We start from the raw sequence: 23986 nt of genomic DNA on the forward strand, positions 1-23986 counted from the left end.
TTTCATGTCTATTTATTTTATATGTGTTTTTTTGAAGAATTTTCTTTTTATTTAAACTTTTCATTAGACGTTTGACCTCCGATGTCCATTATGATAAGTTACTAAAGATGTTATATTCGCAAACGTATAGACAACTGGTTTATACACTGTTTTTACTATGAGGAAGGAGCATACACTGCATGAATCTTTTATGGGGAATTGGCGGCGTGATTGGAGTATTAGCAATTGCTTTCTTACTATCTTCCAACCGCAAAGCTATTAATTGGCGCACAATTTTAATTGCGCTAGCATTACAAATGTCATTTTCATTTATCGTATTACGATGGGACGCTGGTAAAGCAGGTTTAAAACACGCTGCTGACGGTGTTCAAGGATTAATTAATTTTTCTTACGAGGGAATTAAGTTCGTTACTGGGGATTTAGTCAACGCAAAGGGACCTTGGGGATTTGTATTCTTTATTCAAGCACTACTTCCAATCGTATTTATTAGTTCATTAGTAGCAATCTTATATTATTTCGGTATTATGCAGAAATTTGTTAGCATCGTTGGTGGTGCATTAAGTAAACTTCTTGGAACTTCTAAAGCAGAAAGCCTAAACTCAGTAACGACTGTATTTTTAGGACAAACTGAAGCTCCAATTTTAATTAAACCTTACTTAGCACGCTTAACAAATAGTGAATTCTTCACTATTATGGTAAGCGGTATGACAGCTGTTGCTGGATCCGTTCTTGTCGGTTATGCAGCAATGGGTATTCCGTTAGAGCACTTATTAGCAGCTGCAATTATGGCGGCTCCATCGAGCTTATTAATTGCGAAACTAATCATGCCAGAGACAGAAAAAGTAGATAATAACGTTGAACTTTCTACAGAACGTGAAGACGCAAATGTTATTGATGCAGCTGCACGCGGCGCATCTGAAGGTATGCAACTTGTTATTAACGTAGCAGCAATGTTAATGGCTTTCATCGCATTAATCGCTTTATTAAATGGATTATTAGGATGGGTTGGTTCTCTGTTCGATATTAAACTTAGTCTTGATTTAATCTTTGGTTACTTATTATCACCCTTCGCAATCTTAATCGGGGTTTCTCCTGGTGAAGCGATACAAGCAGCAAGCTTTATCGGTCAAAAACTTGCAATCAACGAATTCGTTGCATACGCAAACTTAGGACCACACATGGCAGAGTTCTCTGACAAAACAAATCTAATTTTAACATTTGCAATCTGTGGATTTGCAAACTTCTCTTCTATCGCAATTCAATTAGGTGTAACAGGAACGTTAGCTCCTACTCGCCGTAAACAAATTGCACAATTAGGGATTAAAGCAGTTATCGCTGGTACATTAGCGAACTTCTTAAACGCAGCAGTTGCAGGTATGATGTTCCTATAAACTTATATAGAGTCTTCTCTTTCTACAAGAGGAGACTTTTTTCATGCAATCCAAACGTCTTTTATGTATCTATTAATCAATTTATCCTAAATATAGGCACATTATGATACAATAATGTTTAAGTCTTTTTATTTTTCTTATGAAAATAGAGATACTACTTGTTGTTACCCTTCAAAAGAGTTTAACGACATGGTCAATTTCTTAATAATTGCGCATACTACAAGTATCTATTGATGAAATAGCTTTAAGGAGGAAAGTTTTGTGAAAGATAAGTTCTATAAAATCCTCTCTATGTGGATTTTACAAATTGTATTTTATTTTACTACTGTACATGTGACGAAATATGAGCATGCTCTCATTTTTACACTAATATACGTAATCGTAAATGTACTATTCTTATTTTTAGCTGACAAAACAGCATTTATTTTCTTCATACTAGGAACCATTATTTCCGTATTTTATTTGTTCTATCAAGCATGGCTTCACTTATGGAGTACATCAGATCAATGGCAATATATGATTACCCACTTCCTGATGGCAGCTAACTTCTTCATTGTATATATAACAACTCACCTATTGAAAAAAGTGATTCATGAAAATAAAGCTTTAACTGAGCGTGTGAGAACATTGGAACAATATATTGGAGAATCCAAATTACTAACAAGACAAGAATTCGAGAGACGCCAAGCGTTATTAACGACTGCAATGAATCGTCGTAATGAAACAGGCATTATTGTTTACTTTGATTTCACTTCCTTTAGTAAATATACAAAGGAAAGTGTTATGGACCGTGTAGCTTCTTTATTAGTTGAAACGGTAAGGAATGATTTTGACCTTGCTGCTGAATATGATAATAATACGCTAGTTATTTTATTACAAAACACAAATGAAGCTGGTGCTGACATTGTAATGAACCGCCTAAAACCAAAAATGGAGCAATGGCTTGCTGCTGAAGCAATCAAAGATATAAAAATTTCACGCGAGCAAATTGGAAACAAAGGACAGACACTGTTATGATGACTCTCGTTATACTTCTTTTATTCCTTCTGTTTTGCGTACTCGTTTTTTGGATTAGTATCACATTTTCAATTAAATATGTACTTATTTTTACGGCCTTTCTATTCTCTGGCTTACTCGTTTACTACTCTTTCTTAACAATCGCGGGCTTAATTCACCGAAATAGTAAACGAAAAGATCGTACGCTAGAACATTATCCGAGCGTCGATATTTTCATACCTGCCCATAATGAAGGCGTCGTTATTAAAGATACTTTAGAGGCGATGGCAAAGATTGAATATCCAGGAAAGCTAACTATTTATTTATTAAATGATAACTCTCAAGATGAAACACCTGAAATCGGAGATGATTTCGACAAAGCTTATGCTCATATTCGTCATATTCGTGTTCCTCCCGGTGAACCGAAGGGTAAATCACGTGTACTAAACTATGGGCTTAGTATTTCAGATGGTGAGTACTTCTGTGTTTACGATGCAGATAACCAACCTGAACCACACGCACTGCGAATGCTTGTAGAACACGCTGAAACAACTGAAGATGCTGTTGGAGCTGTTGGACACGTTCGTACAGTAAACGAAAAAAGAAACTGGTTAACGCGAATGATTTCGCTAGAATTCCAAATCTTCCAGCTCCTTATGCAATCTGGACGCTGGTTACTATTCCAAACGGGCTCGCTGACAGGAACAAACATGCTTCTTCGTCGCTCCGCACTAGAAGAGCTTGGTGGCTATGACCCTTACGCAATTGCAGAAGATGCTGAATTAACATTACGAATTACACAAAAAGGTTATCTCTTACCAATCGTCCCAGAATCAGTTACTTGGGAACAAGAACCAGAGCATTTAAAAATTCTTATTAAACAACGTACACGTTGGCTCCAGGGAAATTTATATATTTTAGAAAAAATGTTCTCATCATTAAGTTTCTTTAAAGGAAAGCTGCTTGTTCATTCCTTACAACAAGTTCTAGTGTATGTTGTATTTTGGCTATTCCTAATCATTTCGAACGTTTGGTTTGTAATTGGGCTACTCGGGATATTCCAAATTCAATATAGCATTCCGCTACTATTTATGTGGTATGTCGCATATATTACATATGTTTCTCAATTATTTAGTGCCCAGAGTGTCGAACGAACCTTTACACCGACTAATATTTTTATTAGCGTTATTATGTACTTTACGTACGCACAGCTCTTTACGTACTTATTTATTCGTAGCTTAATCTTATACTTACGTGCAAAGAGCAAGAAACAAGTCATTGGCTGGGATAAAACAGTTCGATTCAAAAAAGATAAATAATAAAAATAAGCACAGAGCGCCGTATGCTCTGTGCTTATTTATTGCCGTATAAATTATATATCAGACAATACCCCTTAGCTGAAAGTAATTTCACGTCCATCCCCCAACGAACGATCGACCTTCATTTATATACGAAAAAGTGATTGCTATTTTTGTAGAACCAATTGCTTCTCTTGCTGTTCTTTGCGCGTTTCAGTCTTAGGTTCCGTGCTTTCTTGGACACTACGATGTGCCACACGTTTCAAACAAATATGCTTCCACTTTCTTTCGTAACGTTTCATTATTCTAGATGTCCCCCTTGAATGCGCTTTAAAACTATTTGAAATCGCTTACAGGAAATAATATAGCACATATATATAAACGTGACAACACATTTCCGACAATTTTTTGTCAAAAATATGAATAGAATTCGCAAGGGATCGAATATTGTCGAAACCTATCGTTTTTTCTTCGTATAAAAGGCATACTACTTATATGGTAAAGTATTTTATTTCCCCTACCCGCATTTCAAATTCCTTCTATATAAAGTGAAACTTTCATTAGCCATCACCAATCGGGCTTTTACAAGCAGCTCGATTTATTTGCGTTTGCTGAATTTTGAGGTGGGGTTCTTACTGCTCAGCAAATAGAGGGATAAAAAAAGAGCTGATATGAAATCAGCTCTTTTCCTTCTATTATTAATGACGCTTCATACGTCCTTCTTTTTGTAACTCTTTAAATAATGCTGCCATCATAAAGAAAATAACAAAGACGAACGGGAATGCTGCAATGATAGCTGCCGTTTGTAATGCTTCTAATCCGCCAATATATAATAGCGTAGAAGCTATCGCGGCTAAAACGATACCCCAAATCATTTTAATACGATTTGGTGGGTTTAAACTACCATGTGTCGTTAACATCCCTAAAACGAATGTTGCAGAGTCTGCAGATGTAATAAAGAATGTTGCAATAAGTAAAATACCTAAAACTGATAAAGCTGATCCAAAGCTGCCCATCTGATCGAACATAGCGAATAATCCTACTTCTGTTCCCATCTCTTTCACTTTTTCGAAGATATGTGCATCACCAAACAGCTCCATATGAATACCTGTTCCGCCGAAAACGGAGAACCACAGTGCACCAATTACGGTCGGTACGAGTAACACACCGATAACAAACTCACGAATTGTACGGCCTCGTGAAACACGAGCAATAAACGTACCTACGAATGGTGACCATGCAATCCACCATGCCCAATAGAAAATTGTCCACGATTGAATCCATTGGTTTCCACCTTCGTCTAATGGACTTAAACGGAAGCTCATGCTTGGTAATTCCTGAATATAAGAACCGATTGTTGAAGTGAAGTAATTCATAATAAAGTTTGTTGGACCCGCAAATAATACAATGATCATAAGTGCAAACGCAAAAATAATATTCGTATTACTTAAATATTTAATTCCCTTATCAAGACCTGTTTGTGCAGATAACATGAAAAGAACCGTTACGATTGCAATAATAACTAACTGTGTCGTTAATGAGTTCGGGATAGATGTTAAATAACTAACACCACCCGCAATTTGTTTTGCACCGAGACCTAATGACGTTGCAACACCAAACACAGTTGCAAAAACAGCTAACACATCAAATGAATGAGCAATACGCCCGTGTTCCCCGCCCTTAAATAACGGACCTACTGTCGCACTAATCGTACTTGCTTTTCCTTTTCTAAAGGTAAAGTAAGCAATACATAACGCTACAAACGCATATAGTCCCCAAGGATGTAATCCCCAATGGAAAAATGAAAAACGCAGTGCAAGACGCGCACTTTCCTCAGTTGCACCTTCTCCAAACGGAGGTGCGTATAAATGGTTTAATGGTTCGGCAACGCCCCAGAAAACTAACCCGATACCCATACCAGCACTAAATAGCATAGCAAACCATGTCATATAACTATAATCAGGTTCGTCATCATCTTTGCCTAAACGAATAGAACCGTATTTCGAAACAATTAAAAAGATAGACACACCTAAAATAATAGAAACGGAAATAATATAAAACCAGCCGAACTTACTAACTAATGCAGTTTGAATTGCGGTTGTTACATTTCCTAAACTACCTTTTCCAATAATAGATTCGGGAATAATCCCCCAAATTGTAAATGCAATACATAATGTTAATGAAACGATGAATGTTTTTGTCAGTTTCCTCATCAAATCCCCCTTCGTAGGTTTCGCTTTTGTAAATAACATAAATTCCGATATGTAAAATCGGATAGAAAACTATAATTTTGCGGTGATTTTCTTACTTTCACCTTCACCAATTCGAATTCTTATGGACAGCCTTACCTTTCGTATAACCTTTTCACTCTGCAAGAGCTACAAGTTAGAAATACTGCTGTCAAATTGTGTGAGAAAAACGCGGATAGGAATGTATTTTCCTAAAAAAGGATGTGTTACATATGTAAAAAAGGGCAAATTTCTTCCTTGCAACCCTTTCGTTTTGTAACAATTATGCGGTTTTTTTGCTAGTATATAGCACGTGTTTATAGCTTCACAAACAAAATGTTTATGTTTATATAACTATATTACCCATAAAACGGTAAAATACTCAAGGAATGTAATCGTTTAGTAAACATCATGTAACATCCCTGTAATATTTTTATTTACGTCGAAAAAAACATGTTGTATTAAATATTTTGAATATAACTAGAAACCTATGAGTCATATAGAATGAAAAACGCTTTCCTATATTTTTTGTTATATTACAGGATATTAACGACTTATTACGAATGGTTTGTAATTGTGTGTTTTCCCCAAATCCGAAAAAATCTGTTGCTATAATGAGGACACGAAAACAAACGCAATGGAGGCTATCATGAAAAAATTAATTGGTATAGCAACAGCAGCAGTTTTTGGTCTTGGGATTTTCACATCATCTGCTAATGCAGAAACTGTTGTAACAACAGATGTACTAAACGTACGCGAAAACCCTACTACGGAATCAAAAGTTGTCGGTAAATTACTAAACGGTAATAAAATAGATGTACAAAATACAGAGAACGGATGGTCAAAAGTTACTTTAGACGGTAAAGACGCATTCGTAAGTGCAGAGTTCACAAAAAGCATCTACTACGTAACAGCTAACGTATTAAACGTACGTGCTGAAGCGAACACAAACTCAGAGGTTCTTGGAAAGTTGAAGAAAGACGATGTAATCGAAACAACGAACCAAGTACAAAATGAGTGGTTACAATTTGAATATAACGGGAAAACAGCTTATGTTCATGTTCCTTTCTTAACAGGTACAGCACCTGTAATTGAGAAACAAGAAACAACGGCTCCTGCTAAAGCTGAAGCACCAGCTAAGGCTCAAACAACTGTAGCACAAGCAAAACCAGCTGCTAAGCCTGCTGTGAAAGCTGCTGAAACTAGCGAACCATCTGGTGGTCGTGAGTTAACAGTTGTAGCTACAGCATATACAGCTCACCCGAGCGAAAACGGTGGCACATATGGCGGCCGTGTATTAACTGCAATGGGTCATGATTTAACTGCGAATCCAAGCATGAAAATGATCGCTGTTGACCCGAAAGTAATCCCATTAGGATCTAAAGTATGGGTAGAAGGTTACGGAGAAGCTATCGCTGGAGATACTGGTGGTGCAATTAAAGGTAACCGTATCGATATCTTACTTGGATCAGATAGCGCTGCTCAAAAATGGGGACGCAAAACTGTTAAAGTGAAAATTTTAAAATAACCAATAACTGCTAAATTACAAGCCGGTTCTCTTTATTGAGAGCTGGCTTTTATTTATTTATAATACATATAAGGAGGCTATGCCCATGAATGTACAAGCAAAAGTAGACTGGATTGGTACGCCAAAACCGTACATATATAAAGATGAAGTAACATATAACGCTACTTCTATTGATTTCTCACTCGCTGGCGATGATAACCGCTATAAGTTAATTGTGCTCAAGTCTGAAAACAATACACATTACAAAATTGTGCAATATGGAGTAAAACCAGGCTCTCAAAAGCCATTTCCTATCGATATTCCATTTGAACAAAACATGTTACCAATTATAGAGCAGATATTACATGATCCATATGTACAAGAAATATTAAAGGAAACACACTCATAATTGTAAAAAAATATATCAGCGATTTTTCAATTATATCTATCATAACTTACGATATATCAACGGTTGGACACGAAATATCGATTTAGCTACAAAAAAGAAGCTGTTCAAATATTGAACAGCTTCTCTCATATTAACGAGTTGGACCAGATACATCTTCTGATTTCAACGTATTATTTGCACCAAGAGAATGATACAACATCTTTCCATTTCCATTCACAGTTACAATATGTTCGTTATTAAAACTTTTGAACTTCACAGATCCATCACCGTAACGAATATGATACTCTTCATATGTCGTTACTTTATATTTCGTATCACTTTGACGCTCTACATTACGAACTTCCATCGTTAATAAGTCTTCTGTAATTCCTTTCTTGTGTAAATACTGTATATAATCACGGTCTTCCTTATACGATTTCCCGCTCTTATCATAATTCTTTTCAATTAAACTAAAATCATTTAATGAAATTGCACGTACGTTATCATAAATATGATTTCTTACAAATTCGCCCACTGCTGAACTTGATGTTTCTTTCGGGAATTTTAAGTAATACGTGCTTTGGTCTCCAATTTTAACACTTTCAGATTTCATCACACCAAAATCAGTAGTTTTCTCTAAATGTACTTCTACTGTTTCATCTATGGATACAGGGCCAAGCTTATAACTTCCATAATTTAATTTTCCACGTTTTTTCCCATTCACAAATACAGTTGCATCACTTTCATCAGAAGAAATGCTTACATACTTACCTTCAAGCGATAAATCCACTTTCACCTTCTCGCTCTGTTCATCCGCTAAATCTACTTCTTTCTCTGTTTCTAATTCAGTCAGTTCTGTCTTCGCCGTTGCCTTTACAACATATGTACCTGGGAAGTATGGCCCCAACTCTTTCGAAGTTTTATCACTAGAAAGCTCTGTTTCTTTTTTGTTATTCACATGTATTTCTGCATTTTTTGCAGTTGTACTAATGCTCATATAATAAGATTTCATGCTGAACTTATACTTTGGATATAAGAACCACTCTTTTCCCTCTTCTACTATTTCCCCGTCCTTAAATGAAGATTTATCTTTAGTTAACTTTTGATCTACTGTCTCTTTCTGTAAATAAGACAGTAATTGTTTGTTGTAAGAAGGATTCTCTTTTAAATAACGCATGTACGCTTTAATATCCTCTGTCTTAATCTTTAAGCTTGAATCATTCGCTTTTACAAACTCATCAATTGCATTAATATCTTTCTTTTGGAATGCTTCAATCATTACATTTACTTGCTTTTCTTTTGAAAACTTATATGCTCCAAATTTATATGCCCCAAATAATAATGCAGCAATAACAGCAAAACCAATGATCAAAAATAAATTTTTCTTACTTTTCACTGATTTTGTCTCGCTTTGTAATTCTGTATATGAAGCAGCAGTGTTATCAACGATTACTTCTACTTTACTCCCACACTCAGGACAAAAGTTCAAATGGTCTGCAACATTCTTTTTACATGTTCCACAAAACTTCAACGTGCTCTCCTCCTATTTTTTAGCTAATTTCATTCCAGCAAATGCCGCTACATATGTCACAATCAAGCTAAACAAAGTTAAATATATAAATGAATTTTGCATAGATAATACCGTTCCACTTGTTCCAAATAAACCTGTTACCGTTCCTGAAACATTAATTTGGAACTTAGAAATCATATTCATTACAATCATCATAATTGTGTAAGAACCACTACATACCGCTAATGTAATATATATATTGGCGGTCGGTAATTTAGCTAACTTTCTTCCCGCTCTAAACATAAAGAACAATGGAATAATAAGCAGTAATAAACCATAATGGAATACATTATTCACTTTATCAAATTCTGCAAGGCTTTCCTCATTTGCTCCTTTTGAAATCAATATCTCCCTAAGCTCTACGCCATTTACAGAGACGCCTGATATAAATGAAAACGATAGCGTGCTCTCATATGTATTTGATTTCTTACCAATTCTAGTAAATTCTTTACTAAGTGCTGGACTTGATACTTCTAACGGCGCAAAATGAGCCATACTCCATAATTGAGGTGTTAACTCTAATGCTAATAATGTACTTTCAGATTTTAAAGTTGTTATTTCTTTTAATGGTTCAATACCGTCTTCCTTACTTACTAACGCCATAATACAAACCGCTACCGCTGTTACTAAAAGTCCTTTTATCATAGCTGAAACACCGTAATACACAGACGCTCCATATGGCATTAACTCTTGAAATGCTACTGCCATATTGTTTTTGCTTGTATGAGCAATAAATCCTAATAAGGTAAATAATGTCCCACATACAACACCACTCAATAAACTCTTAATCGCTGAATAGCCAACCGTAATCTTACCTGCTTCTGAGAATGGAATTGCAAAAGATTGTGATGCTATAAAACTTATAATGAATAAAAAGACGCCATAAATAATACCAACTGTTGCTGCCATAAAGATTTGATCTTTAATCGTTTTCGCAACATGCTGTTTCCCTAACCAAATTCCTGTACCAGCGAAAATAATAAATGGAATGATTAATAATAATGTAAATGGAGTATGCCAAGATAAAGAAAATATCAATCCACTATCATCGTTAGCTGTAAAACCAAGTAAATGGTAACTTAACATCGTAGAAGTTGCACTCGAATAAAAACTTGGCAACATTTCTAATTCTTTCGCAAATTTGCTAAACATCTCACTTAACATAGAAGCAAATAATAAACTACCAATCCAACCAGCAATTAACATGAGAATACTTGCAACAGCCCCACCAATAAAACCTTTTTGTAACACGGCTTTATCTGCTTTAAATTCAACTTTAGGAGCACCATCCATTGTAGGCAATTTTACAGATTGTTCTTTTTTCTTCACAACAGATAAAGAATACCCGCACTTTTGACAATATAAATTTTTTTGAGCATTTTCACTGCCACAACCTTTGCAGTATTTTGCAGTATCTTTTTCTAATGTTACTGCATCTATAGCTCCTGCAATCTCCATACTACCTTCATTTGGGCAATAATTTACTTCTTCACCATGTTGTTTTCCACATGTGCGACAATACATTTAATTCACTCCCCACTTTGCTTAATTCCACAAACTGGACAGTAAGTAGAGTTTTTATCGATATGCTCATTACATGAAATACAATTTACCGTTTCACCTTCATTTTCTACCGCTAACATCGGGTTAGATTTTCCACACGAACCACAAAACTTATCATTTATTGATAAAGGTCCACCACATTCACATGTAGCTTTTTCACCTTGTTGTTTTTGCAATTCAACAATGCGCTTTCTTGCTTGATAAATAGCTACATCAAATTCTTGAACTGGAGCAATCATTTCTTTTAAGCTCGCTTCATTTACTCCACTTCCTCTTAATTGAACATACACTTGCTGCCCAACCTCTAATAGAACCTCTGCTTTTTTCTGCATTTGCACTTGCATTCCCTTTTTCAATTGAGCAATTTCTTGTGCAACTTGCAACTTCATTTTCCCTTGTTCTATTCCTTCTTGTAACTTATTCATTCCACTACCTAACTTCGTCTGTAAATCTGACAAATTATTTCTCCTCCTATACGTATATATTCATATATGAAATTAACATTTTATATATTACCATGATTTTCAAGTTATGTAATCCAAATTTCATTTTTTCTGTTTTGAGCATTTTTTGTTTATAATGGTAAAGGAAAGAAATATGTGTACGGAGGAATATTATGCTGCAACACTCAATTACGAAAGATGAAATTATGATGATTGCGAATGAGTTCGTTCAAGGACTAGATCCACAGCAAACAGCTGATCAGGAACATGTCGCTACAGCTCGGCACCTATATCGTAGTGGTGTTGTCTACAACGTTGACTTTGATGGTTATACACTATCAGGAACTGTAGATGCGGAAGGCAACGTATATAGCGTTCATATTCCGATTCGTAATGTCGCTGAAAGTTATTGTGATTGCTTCGCACCAACACAATGTGAGCATATGCTCGCTGTATTACTATCTGCAGCGTCTAGTTTCGGGCAAGTAGGAGATGTATTAACTTTATTTAAAAATAATACGAAACCTTCCCTTCCTCCTATTAGAACTGCAAGACAAGTATTGCAATCATCAGCTTTTGAAGAAACGGATTATAAAAGTTGGGAATCATATTTTGAAAAAGAATATGATTCATTTAAAAAAGAACAAGCTCGCCTTACTTATAAACAAATGTATTTTCTTATGAGTATCTTTACAGATTTCTATACGAAGCTTGAGCGGAAAGCTCCGCGCGTCATCGCCATACATGAATTATTCAGGTTACATGCAGCAATTTACTGCTTTCAAAAATTATTAGAAGAAATTCAGGCATTCGAAGCAAACAAAACGTATTCTTATCACCAACCTGTTAATGTCATTCGCCTATTTGTAGATAAAGTGGAATCCATCGTTCGGGACTTACAATCAGAAGCGATTCCTTCAGAGTCTGAAATAATTTTGCAAGAAACAGCTCGTCTCGTTCATGAAGTATTCTTCTCTACCGACGCTTATACGCAAGAGCGATTTTTCATTTATCGTCACATATGGAGTGAACTTTTAAACAATAAAGAGAACATACAAGAGGAAGAAAAACGAATCGATACGAAAATCAATCCACTATCCAAAGCATTAGCGTCTTCTCATCTTCTCTTTTTAAATGATGAAGATTTACTAGCGATGGACTTACTAAAGAAACAACCTGCTTCTGTTGTGAGTCTATACTTCTATTGGTTAGAAGAACTATTAAGTGCCATGCAATGGGATCGTGCAAAAAACTGGCTTTCCTTTACGTATAAACAAGTAAAGAAAACGATCCAAGATCACGAAAATACGATTTTCATAAAAGATATCGTTCGGCTATTTGTAATCATGTATGAAACATACGCAACACATACAAATGAACAAGCTGGTTTTGAAATGATTTTACAAGAACTATTACCGTATAGTTTCACAAACTACGAACAGTACGTACTTGCGAAAAAACAGTATCGCACATGGGCAGAGCTTCATCTCTTATATGGATTTGAGGCAATTGAACTGTTGAAAGAGCCACTGAAAGATATTGAAAAAGAAGCGCCAGAAGTGGCACTTCCTCTTTACCATCTTGCTGCTGTAGAGGCGATTGAAGAACGAAATCGTAAATCATATAAACGTGCAGTTCGTTACTTAAAGAAATTACGTACATTATATAAACGATTAAAACGCACCGATGAATGGGATGCTTTCATTATTCACATCGCTAATCTCCATTCACGTCTGCGTGCACTACAAGAGGAATTACGGAAAGGAAAATTAATCGATGATCAATCAAACTGAAGTAACAATTAGGCTCCAGCATGTTAGTCAAGGTTGGTTCCTTTGGGGAGAAGATGACAGCGGTACTCCATTATCCGTAACAAGTTGGAAACGAAATGCATTCACATGGCACTCCACTTCTTTCTATGGTACGTTTCTAAAAGAAGCAACCTTCGAAGGAAAACAAGGTGTGTTGCTAACAAATGCACAAGCCTTTGAATACATTGCAAACAAACCGATGAATTCCTTTGCACATATTCAAATAAACGGCACGATTACAGCACTTACGAAAGATGCAAATGAACTATGGGATGCCTTTACGAGTGGTAGTTTCGTACCAGATATGAATCATTGGCCTAAACAACCATCTTGGAAAGTTCAAAATACACCAATTGAAGATGACACATTAGCATCGCTTTTCTCAGCAGCAGTAAATGAAAGCATATTACAAGACAACCGCTCAAATGACGGCTGGGAAGATGCTAAAAGACTATATGAACATTATGACTTTACGAAAAGACAACTGGAAACAGCACTACATGAAGAAGATTGGCTTCGGAAAATTGGTTATATCGAAGATGATCTTCCGTTTACAATCGGACTAAGACTACAAGAACCACAAGAAGAATTTGAAATGTGGAAGCTTGAAACAATTGTGACACCAAAGCGCGGGGCGCATCGCATATATGTATATGAAAACATCGATTCCTTACCGAAAAGATGGCACGATTACGAAGAACGGATTACAGAAACACAAGAAGGTTTTAGTAAACTCATACCGTGGTTAAAAGAAGGAGATACGTTCCGAAATGAACTCTTTGAAACAGAAGCTTGGAACTTCTTAACAGAAGCAAGCAATGAATTACTTGCAGCCGGTATTACAATTTTACTACCATCATGGTGGCAAAATTTAAAAGCAACAAAACCGAAATTACGTGTCCAGCTGAAGCAAAATACAGCACAAACACAATCGTTCTTCGGTATGAATACGCTCGTTAATTTTGATTGGCGCATTTCGACGAACGGCATTGATTTATCAGAAAGCGAATTTTTCGAACTCGTTGAACAAAATAAACGTCTATTCAATATAAACGGTCAATGGATGCGACTAGATCCAGCCTTTATCGAAGAAGTAAGGAAACTCATGAACCGTGCCGATAAATACGGACTAGAGATGAAAGATGTCCTGCAGCAACATTTATCAAATACGGCTGAAACAGAAATTGTAGAAGATGATAGTCCGTTTACTGATATTGAAATCGAACTAGATGGATATTATGAGGAACTATTCCAAAAGCTGCTTCATATTGGAGATATTCCAAAAGTAGATGTCCCTACTTCACTAAACGCAACACTTCGTCCGTATCAACAACACGGCATTGAATGGTTATTATATTTACGAAAGCTTGGATTTGGAGCATTGCTAGCTGACGATATGGGACTCGGGAAAAGTATTCAAACAATCTCTTACTTACTATATATAAAAGAAAACAATCTCAAAACAGGCCCTGCATTAATCGTAGCGCCGACATCTGTTCTTGGAAATTGGCAAAAAGAATTTGAGCGTTTCGCACCGAATTTACGTGTTCAATTACATTACGGAAGTAATAGAGATAAGGGCAATTCTTTTGAAGATTTCCTTCAATCAGCAGATGTTGTATTAACATCTTATGCATTGGCTCAACTCGATGAGGAAGAACTAACTTCATTATGCTGGGATGCTGTTATTTTGGATGAAGCACAAAATATTAAGAACCCACATACGAAACAGTCGAAAGCAGTACGAAACTTGCAAGCAAATCACAAAATCGCTTTAACTGGTACACCGATGGAAAATCGCCTCGCTGAACTTTGGTCCATTTTCGACTTTATTAATCATGGATATCTCGGAAGCTTAGGGCAATTCCAACGCCGCTTCGTCACACCAATTGAAAAAGATCGTGACGAAGGAAAAATCCAGCAAGTTCAACGGTTTATCTCACCATTTTTACTGCGCCGAACGAAGAAAGATCAAACAGTCGCATTAAATTTACCAGATAAACAAGAACAAAAAGCTTACTGTCCTCTTACTGGTGAACAAGCTTCCTTATATGAACAACTTGTTCAAGATACACTGCAAAATGTCGAAGGATTAAGTGGAATTGAAAGACGCGGCTTTATATTACTTATGCTGAACAAGCTAAAACAAATTTGTAATCATCCAGCTCTTTATTTAAAAGAAGAAGAGCCACAAAATGTCGTTGAACGCTCTATGAAAACAAAAACGTTAATGGAACTCATAGAAAATATAAAAGATCAAAATGAAAGTTGCCTCATCTTCACTCAATACATTGGCATGGGGAACATGCTAAAACGTGTGCTAGAAGAAAAATTCGGCCAACGTGTCCTCTTCTTAAACGGTAGTGTACCGAAAAAAGATCGTGACAAGATGATTGAGGAGTTCCAAAACGGAACGTATGACATTTTCATCTTATCCTTAAAAGCTGGCGGAACAGGATTAAACTTAACCGCTGCCAACCATGTCATTCACTACGATCGTTGGTGGAATCCAGCTGTGGAAAATCAAGCAACAGACCGCGCATATCGCATTGGTCAAAAACGATTTGTTCATGTTCACAAACTCATTACAACAGGAACATTAGAAGAAAAAATTGATGAAATGCTAGAAAGAAAACAATCTCTAAACAATGCAGTCATCACAAGCGATAGTTGGATGACTGAACTATCAACAGACGAACTAAAAGAATTACTTGGTGTATAAAGTGAAACTTTAATTAGGCCATTTACGGGGAGTTTTACTACCCACAAAAAAAGCGCTAATCTCAAAATGAGATTAGCGCTTTTTTCTATTCCAAAACCAATTACTTATTATAATCCCCGTTAACCCGCCGCACGTATCAAGCAATGAATCTTGCCACATTGGTGTACGGTCTCCCGTATACCATTGGTGAATTTCATCAAATGTTGCATAACCCGCAACGAAAAGAAGGGCATATATAAAACATCTTTTCCTCGAATAACCTGATCGATGAAAAGCGTAATAAATCAATGAACCTAGCATAAAGAACACCATAAAATGAGCACCTTTACGAAGGAAAAACTCAATAAATCCGCCTACACCTTTATTCGCAATACTAACAGGGGTTCCTCCACCATAATCGATAGATACCCATGAAAAATGCTCTTTCACAAATTCAACATTTACATATTGTTCAATATCTGAACGCATATCCTGCTTTTTATATGGTTGTGCCGAAGAATAGAAAATCAGCCCCATCCATAGTAATACAGGAATCCAAAATAACCATTTACGATTCATTATCCAGAATTCTCCTCTCTTAATCTTTTAAGGGTACCAAAAAAAAGAAAAAATTTCACGCCAAAACATGACATTTGCATCCTATTTATAAAGTGAAAGGAGGTGATACACATGGCAATTGAAACAATCGTAATGGATTTAACTTTACGTCTTGTCTTAAACAACGGATTAGATAAGAACGGCAAAACAGTTTTCAAGAGCAAACAATTTAAACGTGTTAAAACAAATGCGAGCTTAGATCAAGTACACAATGTAGCTCATGCTCTAGCTTCCTTACAAGCATCACCGCTTCACGCTGTACAACTTGTAAGCACATCAGATCTTTCTAAACTATAAAGTAAAACTCGGATCAGTGGGGATTTTATTCATCCCCGCTGATTATTAGCCCGCAATTTAACCGGCAGACCCAAATCCCGTAAATAGCGGGATAAATACAAAGGAGGGAATAACACATGCAAGTACTAGAGTTGATTTTCGCGAAGGAAGATGGAAAAACAGTCGTTTTTTCTATCGATACGCCCATCACACCAATCGATGCACAAGTCGTAAATCAAGTAATGGATACAATCCTTGCCTCATCTGTATTTTCATCCATTGATGAAAATACAAGAAAAAAGGGAGCTCGCCTTGTAGAAAAAAATGTATCTGAAGTTCCCATTACTCTATAAAATGAAAAAGACGAATCTGCATCATTTTGCAGATTCGTCTTTTTTCTTCGGCATTTCAATCGGGATAAAAATCTTTGAAAAACCGACGCATACATACTTATAATGTTCTTCCCCTATATCAAACTCAGTCGTATATGTTGAGAAGAATATATAATCATTTCGCTTCGTATAATGATCAATTAATAACCCAACTTGTGGCTCAACATACTTTTTCGCTAACTTTTTACCGGCCGATGCCAAGTCGCCAAGGAGACCCTCTTCATTCTCTTTTTGAACTTCATCTAGCTTCTTACTCACATCATTACGCTTCATAAACTGCTTCGCTGCCCATTCTGTATATTCGCCCTTACTCGGATTACTGTTTGCTAAATATACTAGGAGAACGACAACTAAAGCCATAATAATATACTTTTTCTTCATACTATATCACCGCCTACTCTTTTCTATTTTCATATATATGTACAAGCGATGCAAATTAGAAAGACTATCACCTATTGATTGTAAACGAATAGACAAAATTTACAATATGAAATAGAATATTAACAGTAAATTTACTTAATTTATATATAATTATATTCGGAATAAAAATTATAAGGGAGGATATAGAATTATGGATAATGAAAACAACATTTTTATTTCTAGTTCTACAATGATGCTTGAACCATGTAAACACCCTTATTACCGCACAAAAATTATCGACAGTAGCGGGAACCATCTTTACTCCTGTCAAACTGCTCTCCAACTTATACAGAAATCTTGTCTAACAAATATTCATTCTACTTATCAAGGGAGACGTAATGCCGTAAAAACAAAATTTAAATTCAAACAAAACGTTCCAATTCCGATCAATCATAGAGAATATATTTGTGCTTTCCCAACAGAATCTCCTGCTTCTCCAAATTGCATTTGGCTTTTCTTCAAACATGTTCATACAATAGAGTTTTTCAAAAAAGCTAAACAAGCTAAAATTCATTTTTCAAATGGAGCTACCGTAACGATACAAATTAGTCCTCATAAGTTAAGCCAGCAATTATGGAAAGCTGGATATGTATTATCCCAAATGAACATGCAAGATTCATCACCTTAATAACAAATAGAATGGAAGGTAGTATTTCCTTATCTTCCATTCTATTTTCTATTTTTATCCTTTTACACTATCCCGTATTTTCTCGATTGCTTGCCGATACATCCATCTTACTTGATAATATGTCATTTCCGTCTCTAAAGCGATTTCTCCCATCGTCTTCCCTACAAAAAAACGTTCAAAAATAATATACTTCTCCTTCTCGTCTAACACACTCATAAAATCCTTCACTCTTATTTCAACATCTTCAAAATGAAAGATATCCTCATACTCTCCTACACATACACACCTCTCCTGCACTGCGAACTCTTTCTTCAATCTCTCTAATATATAACCTCGCACCGTTACAACTGCATATGCGGGAAAACTCCCTTTCTCTGCATCATACCTTTCATACGCATACCAAAGACCAATTAAACCACATTGATAATACTCTTCATAATCTTTACGAATACCTAATTTCTTTATTTGATTTACAATCATACCTTCATACAAAACAACTGCCTCTTTAAAAGTCGCTGGCTTCACACAGTACCCGTTTCTAAAAGGTATACCTTTCTAGTATTCCGCGGTACCTTCACAATATAAAAATAAAGAAAAGATTTCATTGTGAGTAATTTTAAATACTACCGACGGAATTTGAAATTACACTAGATAGTATTTGAAATTTTGTTGGTGGCATTTGAAATAGGGGTAAAAATAAAAAAAGGTGACTCCTTTAAAGAGCCACCTTTCTATTTTATTTCCTTATTGGAACATACCTTGTAAAGCGCCCATTCCAAGAGTTAAAACAAAGAAAACAATAGTAATAATTGTTGCCTGCTTTTTAGTTAAACCTGCTGTAATTTGAAGACCTAGCCATGTAACTGCATATCCCCAAATTGTAAACACTTCAAATTTACTTACAATGCCTTTTACAACACCACTACTTGAAGCAAAAATTGGCTCTAGGCCAGTGTACATTTCTTGACCTGATCCACCTAAAATATATGCTAAAATCGTATTTATTAATAAACCTAGTAATGAAATAACACTTGAATATACAGTAATCGCTAATAATTTTTTATAAGAAGTATCATTGCTTATAAATACCATTAACACTTTATACACCACGGCACTAAGTAGAAAGACAAATGCCATACTAATAGCAATTACCCCAAATCCCATACCATATGTCATTGCAGCTGAAACAGTAACACCTAATTCCTTATTAAGCTTAATTGCTTCAGGTGTTAGAGAATATACATAAGCAGCAAATCCCCCAACAAGCCCAGCTATTAAAACAAGTAGCCAAAATGCACCCCAAACTGCATTACTCGTCTTCATTCTCTCAAACTGCTCACTTGGAGAAGTAATCATTCCTAATAATGATGGCTTCTTCGCACCTACATCTTGCGTATTAATATTAGCTTCCATTATAACGCCTCCTTCTATTTATATAACCCGTTCTAACGGGCGGTTCACTTCCTCATATAGAGGCTACGAACCGCCCACTAGAATGGTAATGTGTATTGTTACTACACTATTAATTACTCATAACGCAATGCTTCAATTGGATCTAATTTCGCAGCTTTATTTGCTGGAATTAATCCGAAAATAATACCGAGTGTCATCGAGAACAGTACGCCTCCAACGACAACTTCCCACGAGACGAGTGGTGGCCATTTTGCGAATGTAGAAACGATATATGCTCCGCCATACCCAAGACCAATTCCGATTAAACCACCTAGAAGTGTTAACATAACAGCTTCAATTAAAAACTGTAATAAAATTTTACTACGCGTTGCTCCAAGCGCTTTACGTATCCCAATTTCGCGCGTACGCTCCGTTACAGATACAAGCATAATATTCATAACACCAATACCACCAACGACTAATGAAATACCCGCGATACCACCGATAATCATCGTCATGATGCTAGTTACTTTAGAAACATTTTCTTGGAGTTCTTTTAAATTCACCAGTTCATATTTACCTGGGATTTCACTTGGCTTACGACTATTTAATACATCAACAGCTCGTTTCCCTGCTGCTTCTAAATTGTCTACACTTTTAGCTTGAATTGCGATATTTTGAATATCATCTGTCCCGTATAAAACAGGCCATAACGTAAGAGGAATTAACGCTTCTTCCATTTCAAATCCCATAAATTCATTATCTGATGTATACACACCAATAATTTGCATTGGCTGTCCCTTCATCTCGATAATTTGTCCAACTGGGTTTACGCCCTTAAATAACGTTTCCTCTGTTTTTGTGCTAATCATCACAACGTTATTCGCGTGAGAAATATCTGATTCATTTAAGGAGCGGCCCTTTACAACCTTTACTTTATTAACCGCAAAATATTCATTATCAAGTCCAATAACATTCAGCCTTGCTTTTTTATCATTTACATCAAGTGTCTCTGTTGTCGAATTTGTTGTAATAACGTGTGAAACATCTTTCACTTGTTTTACTTCCAAAATATCCTCTTCCGTTAACTTCGGTATTTCAAATCCACCTATAGCAAATTCATCATTAATATCTGCTTTAAATTGAATTGGCATAAGGTTATTACCACCAGAACCTGCGAATTTTGATTTCAACATCGCTTCCCCGCCTTGCCCAATTGCAACGACAGTAATAATCGAACCTACCCCGATAATAATACCCAGCATCGTAAGAGCTGAACGCAGTTTATGAGCTAAAATAGAAGATAAGGCAATTTTTATACTATCTAGTAAACTCATACCGCACACCTTCTATCTTCTGTAACTTTCCCGTCTCGCAGTACAATGCGGCGGGAAGAATACGCTGCCACTTCCTCTTCATGCGTAACCATAACAATCGTCGTACCTTCTGCATTAAGCTTCGTGAAAATATTCATAACTTGCTCACCAGACTTCGTATCAAGTGCACCAGTCGGTTCATCGGCCATAATAAACGTTGGATTATTTGCAATCGCTCTTGCAATCGCTACACGCTGCTTCTGTCCACCTGATAACTCATTTGGTAAATGATGCACGCGATCTGCCAATCCAACTTTACCTAGCGCCTCCAAAGCACGCTTGCGACGCTCTGCTTTCTTCACGCCACCGTATACGAGCGGAAGCTCAACATTTTCCACTGCTGAAAGACGAGGCAGTAAATTAAAATGCTGGAATACAAAGCCAATATATTCATTACGAATTAAAGCAAGCTTTGACTCGTCTGCTGTTAAGATATTCACGTCATTCAGCATATATTCGCCTTCTGTTGGACGATCTAAACAACCGATAATATTCATAAGCGTCGACTTACCAGAGCCAGACGGTCCCATAATCGAAACGAACTCACCGCTCTGAATCGTTAAACTAATACCGTGCAAAATCGGCACTGCCAACTTTCCTTGATAATACGTTTTAGCAATATTATTTAACGTAATCATTTCTCTTTCACTTCCATTCCGTCATACACATCGTCGGAAGGATTTTTAACCACCTTTTGCCCCACTGTTACGCCTTCTACAACCTCTGTCCAGTCCCCATCAGTAGAACCTTTTTTCACATTTTGTTTACGAAGCTTACCTTTATCCTCAACATAAACAAATGCATCATCGCCTTTTGCTACAATACTCTTACTTGGGACAGCAATCATCTTCTTATTCTCTAAGTTTACTTGCAGAGAAACGTGGTAACCTGGAGATAAACCGTCTTGGCTATCAAGACTTGCTTTATATGTATATTGAGACATATTTTGAGTTGCTTCACCCATGCCGCCAGCTTGCGCCATCTCTGCACTTGTTGGGAACTCACTTACCTCTGTAATCTTACCTGTCCACTTCTTCTTATTATTTGCTTTCGCCGTTACAGTGAATGTTTGATCTTTTTGAATTTGTGACTTCTGAAGCTCAGTTAACGTACCTTGAACTTGGAATGGATCTTTAGAAGCTACTTGTAAAAACGCTTTTCCTTGACCACCTAACGCTTGAGATGAGCTTTGTGCCGCATCTTTATCTAACTTTTGAACAACACCAGCGAAATTACTATAAATCGTAAGTTCTTTCTGCTTCTTACTTAACTCTTCTTTCTGCAACTTTCCTTTTTCTTTCTCAAGGTCAATTGTTTTTTGCCCTATCTCTAACTCGTTTACTTGCTCGTCCATCGGATCTGTTACTTCTTTCCCAGCTCCGCTATCTTTCGCCTTCTTAATTTCTTTCTTCAACGAATCAATCTTCTTTTTCCCTTGATCGTAACGCATATCCGCCATCTTCTGATCAAGCTCAGCTTGCTTCATTTGAAGATTAATCTCTTCATTATCATAAGAGAATAACTTCGTACCTTTTTCTACCTCTTGCCCTTCTTTTACCTCAATATCTTTCACTTTCCCTTTGGCCGGATCTGCATAGAAGCTTTCAATATTACCAGGCTTCACCTGACCAGAAATTAACTTCGTATTATTCAGCTTACGCTCTGTCACTTTCTCAAAACTTACAGCATCAGCATTTGTTGATGCACCCTTCTTCTTACCTTGCATAACAAAAATATTAATTGCCGCTACAATAACAATTAGTGCAATAACCCCAATAATAATCCATTTCTTCTTCTTGTTTGGAGTACGAACCGTATTTGGTAACATATTCTCGCTCCCTTTTATAACTTAATAGTTTAATATAAAAATTGTATAAAACTTTCTGAAAATAGATTACATATTATTACATTATTTTTACAAAGTTTTACACATCCATTTATATTGTAACAAAAATTCCAATGATTAGAAATATGACATTATATCTTTTAAGATAGATTTAAGGAAAGGAAAAAGAGCAATTTTAATTGAATGGAAGCCATTCTTTATTAACAAACTTCTTGCCAAAATGAATCATTAAAATCATTTTCCTAATTGCACCATCGCTATTTTGTCATATATATTTGACATTTCATCTATTCAATTATAAAATGTCACATATAAATGACATTTTGGCACACGAGGTCTACAACCATCAATGGGAGGTTTATATTTGAATAACGTTAAACAATATCGAAAATCTGAAGGTCTATCGCAACTAGAGTTAGCTAAAAAAGTTAACGTGGCGAGACAGACAATAAATTTAATTGAAAACAATAAATATAATCCCTCTTTAGCCTTGTGTATCGAATTAGCAAAAGCACTAAAAACAGATTTAAATAGTCTATTTTGGTAGGGAGATTAAATGATGAAAATTGAATGGAAAGAAAGAGTTTATAATAGTTTTGTTGGAACACTAAGTGAGAGAGATGAATATCAAAAACAAGAAATCAATAAAGAGTTATCTGTAGCTGGAATTGGTTTATGGTGGTTAAATATGTTGGTAATGCTTATTATGTTACTTGTTGATACTATGAACCACACAATATCTATAGGAACTATATTTATTTTTCTATCTAATATGATTTACGCTAATTATTTAGCCTTTAAATTCAAGAAAAAAGGTTTAAGTGATACTGAATGTGCAACAAAAGAAGAATATTTACAACACAAGAAAAAATTAAGAAAAGCTGGCTTAAAAGCAGGTGTGCTTTGGGGCTTTCAAATGTTTGTTTTTATGAATTATATCCTTCCCTATGTAGGTTCAGAGGAAATCTCTATTTCTTTATTTAAGGTTGTAATTTTCATCTGTGGCGGCGGATTTTTCGGTATAACCATGTATCTATTTGGTTTATGGAATCTAAAAAAATTATATTAATTAACAAAAATCATTTATATATTAAACTGCAATTTTTCATACTGTTTGTTTTTTCTAAATAAAAATATAAAAG

At 35.8% G+C, this 23986-nt stretch carries 23 protein-coding genes; 12 read left to right on the forward strand and 11 right to left on the reverse strand.

All coding sequences use genetic code 11. From position 1 onward, the window contains the following. Positions 1 to 179 precede the first annotated feature (179 nt). The 3 genes from ES895_RS13170 to ES895_RS13180 all read left to right on the forward strand — a co-directional run bounded on the left by ES895_RS13170 (position 180) and on the right by ES895_RS13180 (position 3706). A complete protein-coding gene (locus tag ES895_RS13170; protein ID WP_001051029.1) occupies positions 180 to 1391 on the forward strand; it encodes a NupC/NupG family nucleoside CNT transporter in 1212 nt (403 codons plus the stop codon). Between the two features lie 261 nt (positions 1392 to 1652). Further along, positions 1653 to 2408 (forward strand): nucleotidyl cyclase domain-containing protein, encoded by a 756-nt coding sequence (locus tag ES895_RS13175; protein WP_000653224.1) that lies wholly within the window; start codon positions 1653 to 1655, stop codon positions 2406 to 2408. Continuing rightward, a complete protein-coding gene (locus ES895_RS13180; RefSeq protein ID WP_000988751.1) occupies positions 2405 to 3706 on the forward strand; it encodes a glycosyltransferase family 2 protein in 1302 nt (433 codons plus the stop codon). The genes ES895_RS13175 and ES895_RS13180 overlap by 4 nt, the downstream gene beginning before the upstream one ends. Before the next feature lie 677 nt (positions 3707 to 4383). Here ES895_RS13180 and opuD read toward each other — a convergent pair. Beyond that, a complete protein-coding gene (gene opuD, locus ES895_RS13185) occupies positions 4384 to 5898 on the reverse strand; it encodes a glycine betaine transporter OpuD (protein WP_001230117.1) in 1515 nt (504 codons plus the stop codon). 664 nt (positions 5899 to 6562) lie between these two features. Between opuD and ES895_RS13195 the strand changes: the two genes are divergently transcribed. Then, complete coding sequence (locus tag ES895_RS13195) at positions 6563 to 7441, forward strand: cell wall-binding protein EntA (RefSeq protein ID WP_088066935.1); 879 nt, start codon at positions 6563 to 6565, stop codon at positions 7439 to 7441. Between the two features lie 85 nt (positions 7442 to 7526). Continuing rightward, entirely contained in the window at positions 7527 to 7829 is a 303-nt protein-coding gene (locus ES895_RS13200) for a DUF3910 family protein (protein WP_001102542.1), read from the forward strand. 130 nt (positions 7830 to 7959) lie between these two features. Here ES895_RS13200 and ES895_RS13205 read toward each other — a convergent pair whose 3' ends face one another. Genes ES895_RS13205 through ES895_RS13215 form a run of 3 tightly spaced genes read right to left on the reverse strand, consistent with a single transcriptional unit; the run spans position 7960 to position 11399 of the window. Then, positions 7960 to 9339: a zinc ribbon domain-containing protein gene (locus ES895_RS13205; RefSeq protein WP_135238396.1), complete on the reverse strand. Its 1380-nt coding sequence runs from the start codon at positions 9337 to 9339 to the stop codon at positions 7960 to 7962. 12 nt (positions 9340 to 9351) lie between these two features. Continuing rightward, positions 9352 to 10902: a zinc ribbon domain-containing protein gene (locus ES895_RS13210; RefSeq protein WP_135238397.1), complete on the reverse strand. Its 1551-nt coding sequence runs from the start codon at positions 10900 to 10902 to the stop codon at positions 9352 to 9354. A 5-nt stretch (positions 10903 to 10907) separates the two neighbouring features. Beyond that, positions 10908 to 11399, reverse strand: coding sequence for a zinc ribbon domain-containing protein (locus ES895_RS13215; protein ID WP_001281755.1), 492 nt, complete (start codon positions 11397 to 11399; stop codon positions 10908 to 10910). A gap of 158 nt (positions 11400 to 11557) precedes the next feature. Between ES895_RS13215 and ES895_RS13220 the strand changes: the two genes are divergently transcribed. Beyond that, positions 11558 to 13177 (forward strand): SWIM zinc finger family protein, encoded by a 1620-nt coding sequence (locus ES895_RS13220; RefSeq protein ID WP_000939131.1) that lies wholly within the window; start codon positions 11558 to 11560, stop codon positions 13175 to 13177. Further along, positions 13161 to 15917 carry a DEAD/DEAH box helicase gene (locus tag ES895_RS13225; RefSeq protein ID WP_000610111.1) on the forward strand — a complete coding sequence of 919 codons (2757 nt, stop codon included), beginning with the start codon at positions 13161 to 13163 and terminating at the stop codon, positions 15915 to 15917. Before ES895_RS13220 ends, ES895_RS13225 begins: the two co-directional genes overlap by 17 nt. Positions 15918 to 15989: 72 nt before the next feature. Here the strand turns inward: ES895_RS13225 and ES895_RS13230 are convergent, their stop codons facing one another. Then, complete coding sequence (locus tag ES895_RS13230) at positions 15990 to 16475, reverse strand: VanZ family protein (protein ID WP_001080709.1); 486 nt, start codon at positions 16473 to 16475, stop codon at positions 15990 to 15992. 111 nt (positions 16476 to 16586) lie between these two features. Between ES895_RS13230 and ES895_RS13235 the strand changes: the two genes are divergently transcribed. Then, the gene (locus tag ES895_RS13235; RefSeq protein WP_000963861.1) at positions 16587 to 16811 is read left to right on the forward strand and encodes a DUF1659 domain-containing protein; all 225 of its coding nucleotides are present in this window, start codon (positions 16587 to 16589) and stop codon (positions 16809 to 16811) included. A gap of 116 nt (positions 16812 to 16927) precedes the next feature. After that, complete coding sequence (locus ES895_RS13240) at positions 16928 to 17143, forward strand: DUF2922 domain-containing protein (protein ID WP_001197593.1); 216 nt, start codon at positions 16928 to 16930, stop codon at positions 17141 to 17143. A gap of 21 nt (positions 17144 to 17164) precedes the next feature. Here the strand turns inward: ES895_RS13240 and ES895_RS13245 are convergent, their stop codons facing one another. Next, the gene (locus tag ES895_RS13245; RefSeq protein WP_000731405.1) at positions 17165 to 17563 is read right to left on the reverse strand and encodes a DUF4359 domain-containing protein; all 399 of its coding nucleotides are present in this window, start codon (positions 17561 to 17563) and stop codon (positions 17165 to 17167) included. A 190-nt stretch (positions 17564 to 17753) separates the two neighbouring features. Between ES895_RS13245 and ES895_RS13250 the strand changes: the two genes are divergently transcribed. Further along, positions 17754 to 18230: a competence protein ComK gene (locus ES895_RS13250; protein ID WP_000368309.1), complete on the forward strand. Its 477-nt coding sequence runs from the start codon at positions 17754 to 17756 to the stop codon at positions 18228 to 18230. A 54-nt stretch (positions 18231 to 18284) separates the two neighbouring features. On the opposite strand, the gene ES895_RS13255 is transcribed toward ES895_RS13250, so the two are convergent. The 5 genes from ES895_RS13255 to ES895_RS13275 form a co-directional block, all read right to left on the reverse strand. Further along, positions 18285 to 18755, reverse strand: a complete 471-nt coding sequence (locus ES895_RS13255; protein ID WP_135238398.1) for a sigma-70 family RNA polymerase sigma factor — start codon at positions 18753 to 18755, stop codon at positions 18285 to 18287. Between the two features lie 219 nt (positions 18756 to 18974). Beyond that, the gene (gene yknW / locus ES895_RS13260; protein ID WP_044584993.1) at positions 18975 to 19643 is read right to left on the reverse strand and encodes a YknW family membrane protein; all 669 of its coding nucleotides are present in this window, start codon (positions 19641 to 19643) and stop codon (positions 18975 to 18977) included. Positions 19644 to 19756: 113 nt separating this feature from the next. Then, positions 19757 to 20959 (reverse strand): ABC transporter permease, encoded by a 1203-nt coding sequence (locus ES895_RS13265; protein WP_135238399.1) that lies wholly within the window; start codon positions 20957 to 20959, stop codon positions 19757 to 19759. Beyond that, positions 20956 to 21636, reverse strand: a complete 681-nt coding sequence (locus tag ES895_RS13270; RefSeq protein WP_000631626.1) for an ABC transporter ATP-binding protein — start codon at positions 21634 to 21636, stop codon at positions 20956 to 20958. The genes ES895_RS13265 and ES895_RS13270 overlap by 4 nt, the downstream gene beginning before the upstream one ends. Beyond that, a complete protein-coding gene (locus tag ES895_RS13275; RefSeq protein ID WP_000937316.1) occupies positions 21633 to 22826 on the reverse strand; it encodes an efflux RND transporter periplasmic adaptor subunit in 1194 nt (397 codons plus the stop codon). The genes ES895_RS13270 and ES895_RS13275 overlap by 4 nt, the downstream gene beginning before the upstream one ends. Before the next feature lie 382 nt (positions 22827 to 23208). On the opposite strand from ES895_RS13275, the gene ES895_RS13280 reads away from it, so the two are divergent. Together ES895_RS13280 and ES895_RS13285 are read left to right on the forward strand one after the other, a co-directional pair. Then, complete coding sequence (locus tag ES895_RS13280) at positions 23209 to 23391, forward strand: helix-turn-helix transcriptional regulator (protein ID WP_097998075.1); 183 nt, start codon at positions 23209 to 23211, stop codon at positions 23389 to 23391. A gap of 9 nt (positions 23392 to 23400) precedes the next feature. Continuing rightward, complete coding sequence (locus ES895_RS13285; protein WP_000975590.1) at positions 23401 to 23913, forward strand: DUF3278 domain-containing protein; 513 nt, start codon at positions 23401 to 23403, stop codon at positions 23911 to 23913. Positions 23914 to 23986: the final 73 nt, after the last annotated feature.

It is taken from the genome of Bacillus sp. 007/AIA-02/001 (genome assembly GCF_004634455.1).
Taxonomy (GTDB): Bacteria; Bacillota; Bacilli; order Bacillales; family Bacillaceae_G; genus Bacillus_A; species Bacillus_A cereus.

Coding starts and splice junctions, on each gene's coding strand:
- ES895_RS13170 (WP_001051029.1), top strand. CDS start 180: ATGAATCTTTTATGGGGAATTGGCGGCGTGATTGGAGTATTAGCAATT.
- ES895_RS13180 (WP_000988751.1), top strand. CDS start 2,405: ATGATGACTCTCGTTATACTTCTTTTATTCCTTCTGTTTTGCGTACTC.
- opuD (WP_001230117.1), bottom strand. CDS start 5,898: ATGAGGAAACTGACAAAAACATTCATCGTTTCATTAACATTATGTATT.
- ES895_RS13195 (WP_088066935.1), top strand. CDS start 6,563: ATGAAAAAATTAATTGGTATAGCAACAGCAGCAGTTTTTGGTCTTGGG.
- ES895_RS13200 (WP_001102542.1), top strand. CDS start 7,527: ATGAATGTACAAGCAAAAGTAGACTGGATTGGTACGCCAAAACCGTAC.
- ES895_RS13210 (WP_135238397.1), bottom strand. CDS start 10,902: ATGTATTGTCGCACATGTGGAAAACAACATGGTGAAGAAGTAAATTAT.
- ES895_RS13220 (WP_000939131.1), top strand. CDS start 11,558: ATGCTGCAACACTCAATTACGAAAGATGAAATTATGATGATTGCGAAT.
- ES895_RS13225 (WP_000610111.1), top strand. CDS start 13,161: ATGATCAATCAAACTGAAGTAACAATTAGGCTCCAGCATGTTAGTCAA.
- ES895_RS13230 (WP_001080709.1), bottom strand. CDS start 16,475: ATGAATCGTAAATGGTTATTTTGGATTCCTGTATTACTATGGATGGGG.
- ES895_RS13235 (WP_000963861.1), top strand. CDS start 16,587: ATGGCAATTGAAACAATCGTAATGGATTTAACTTTACGTCTTGTCTTA.
- ES895_RS13240 (WP_001197593.1), top strand. CDS start 16,928: ATGCAAGTACTAGAGTTGATTTTCGCGAAGGAAGATGGAAAAACAGTC.
- ES895_RS13245 (WP_000731405.1), bottom strand. CDS start 17,563: ATGAAGAAAAAGTATATTATTATGGCTTTAGTTGTCGTTCTCCTAGTA.
- ES895_RS13250 (WP_000368309.1), top strand. CDS start 17,754: ATGGATAATGAAAACAACATTTTTATTTCTAGTTCTACAATGATGCTT.
- yknW (WP_044584993.1), bottom strand. CDS start 19,643: ATGGAAGCTAATATTAATACGCAAGATGTAGGTGCGAAGAAGCCATCA.
- ES895_RS13265 (WP_135238399.1), bottom strand. CDS start 20,959: ATGAGTTTACTAGATAGTATAAAAATTGCCTTATCTTCTATTTTAGCT.
- ES895_RS13270 (WP_000631626.1), bottom strand. CDS start 21,636: ATGATTACGTTAAATAATATTGCTAAAACGTATTATCAAGGAAAGTTG.
- ES895_RS13275 (WP_000937316.1), bottom strand. CDS start 22,826: ATGTTACCAAATACGGTTCGTACTCCAAACAAGAAGAAGAAATGGATT.
- ES895_RS13285 (WP_000975590.1), top strand. CDS start 23,401: ATGATGAAAATTGAATGGAAAGAAAGAGTTTATAATAGTTTTGTTGGA.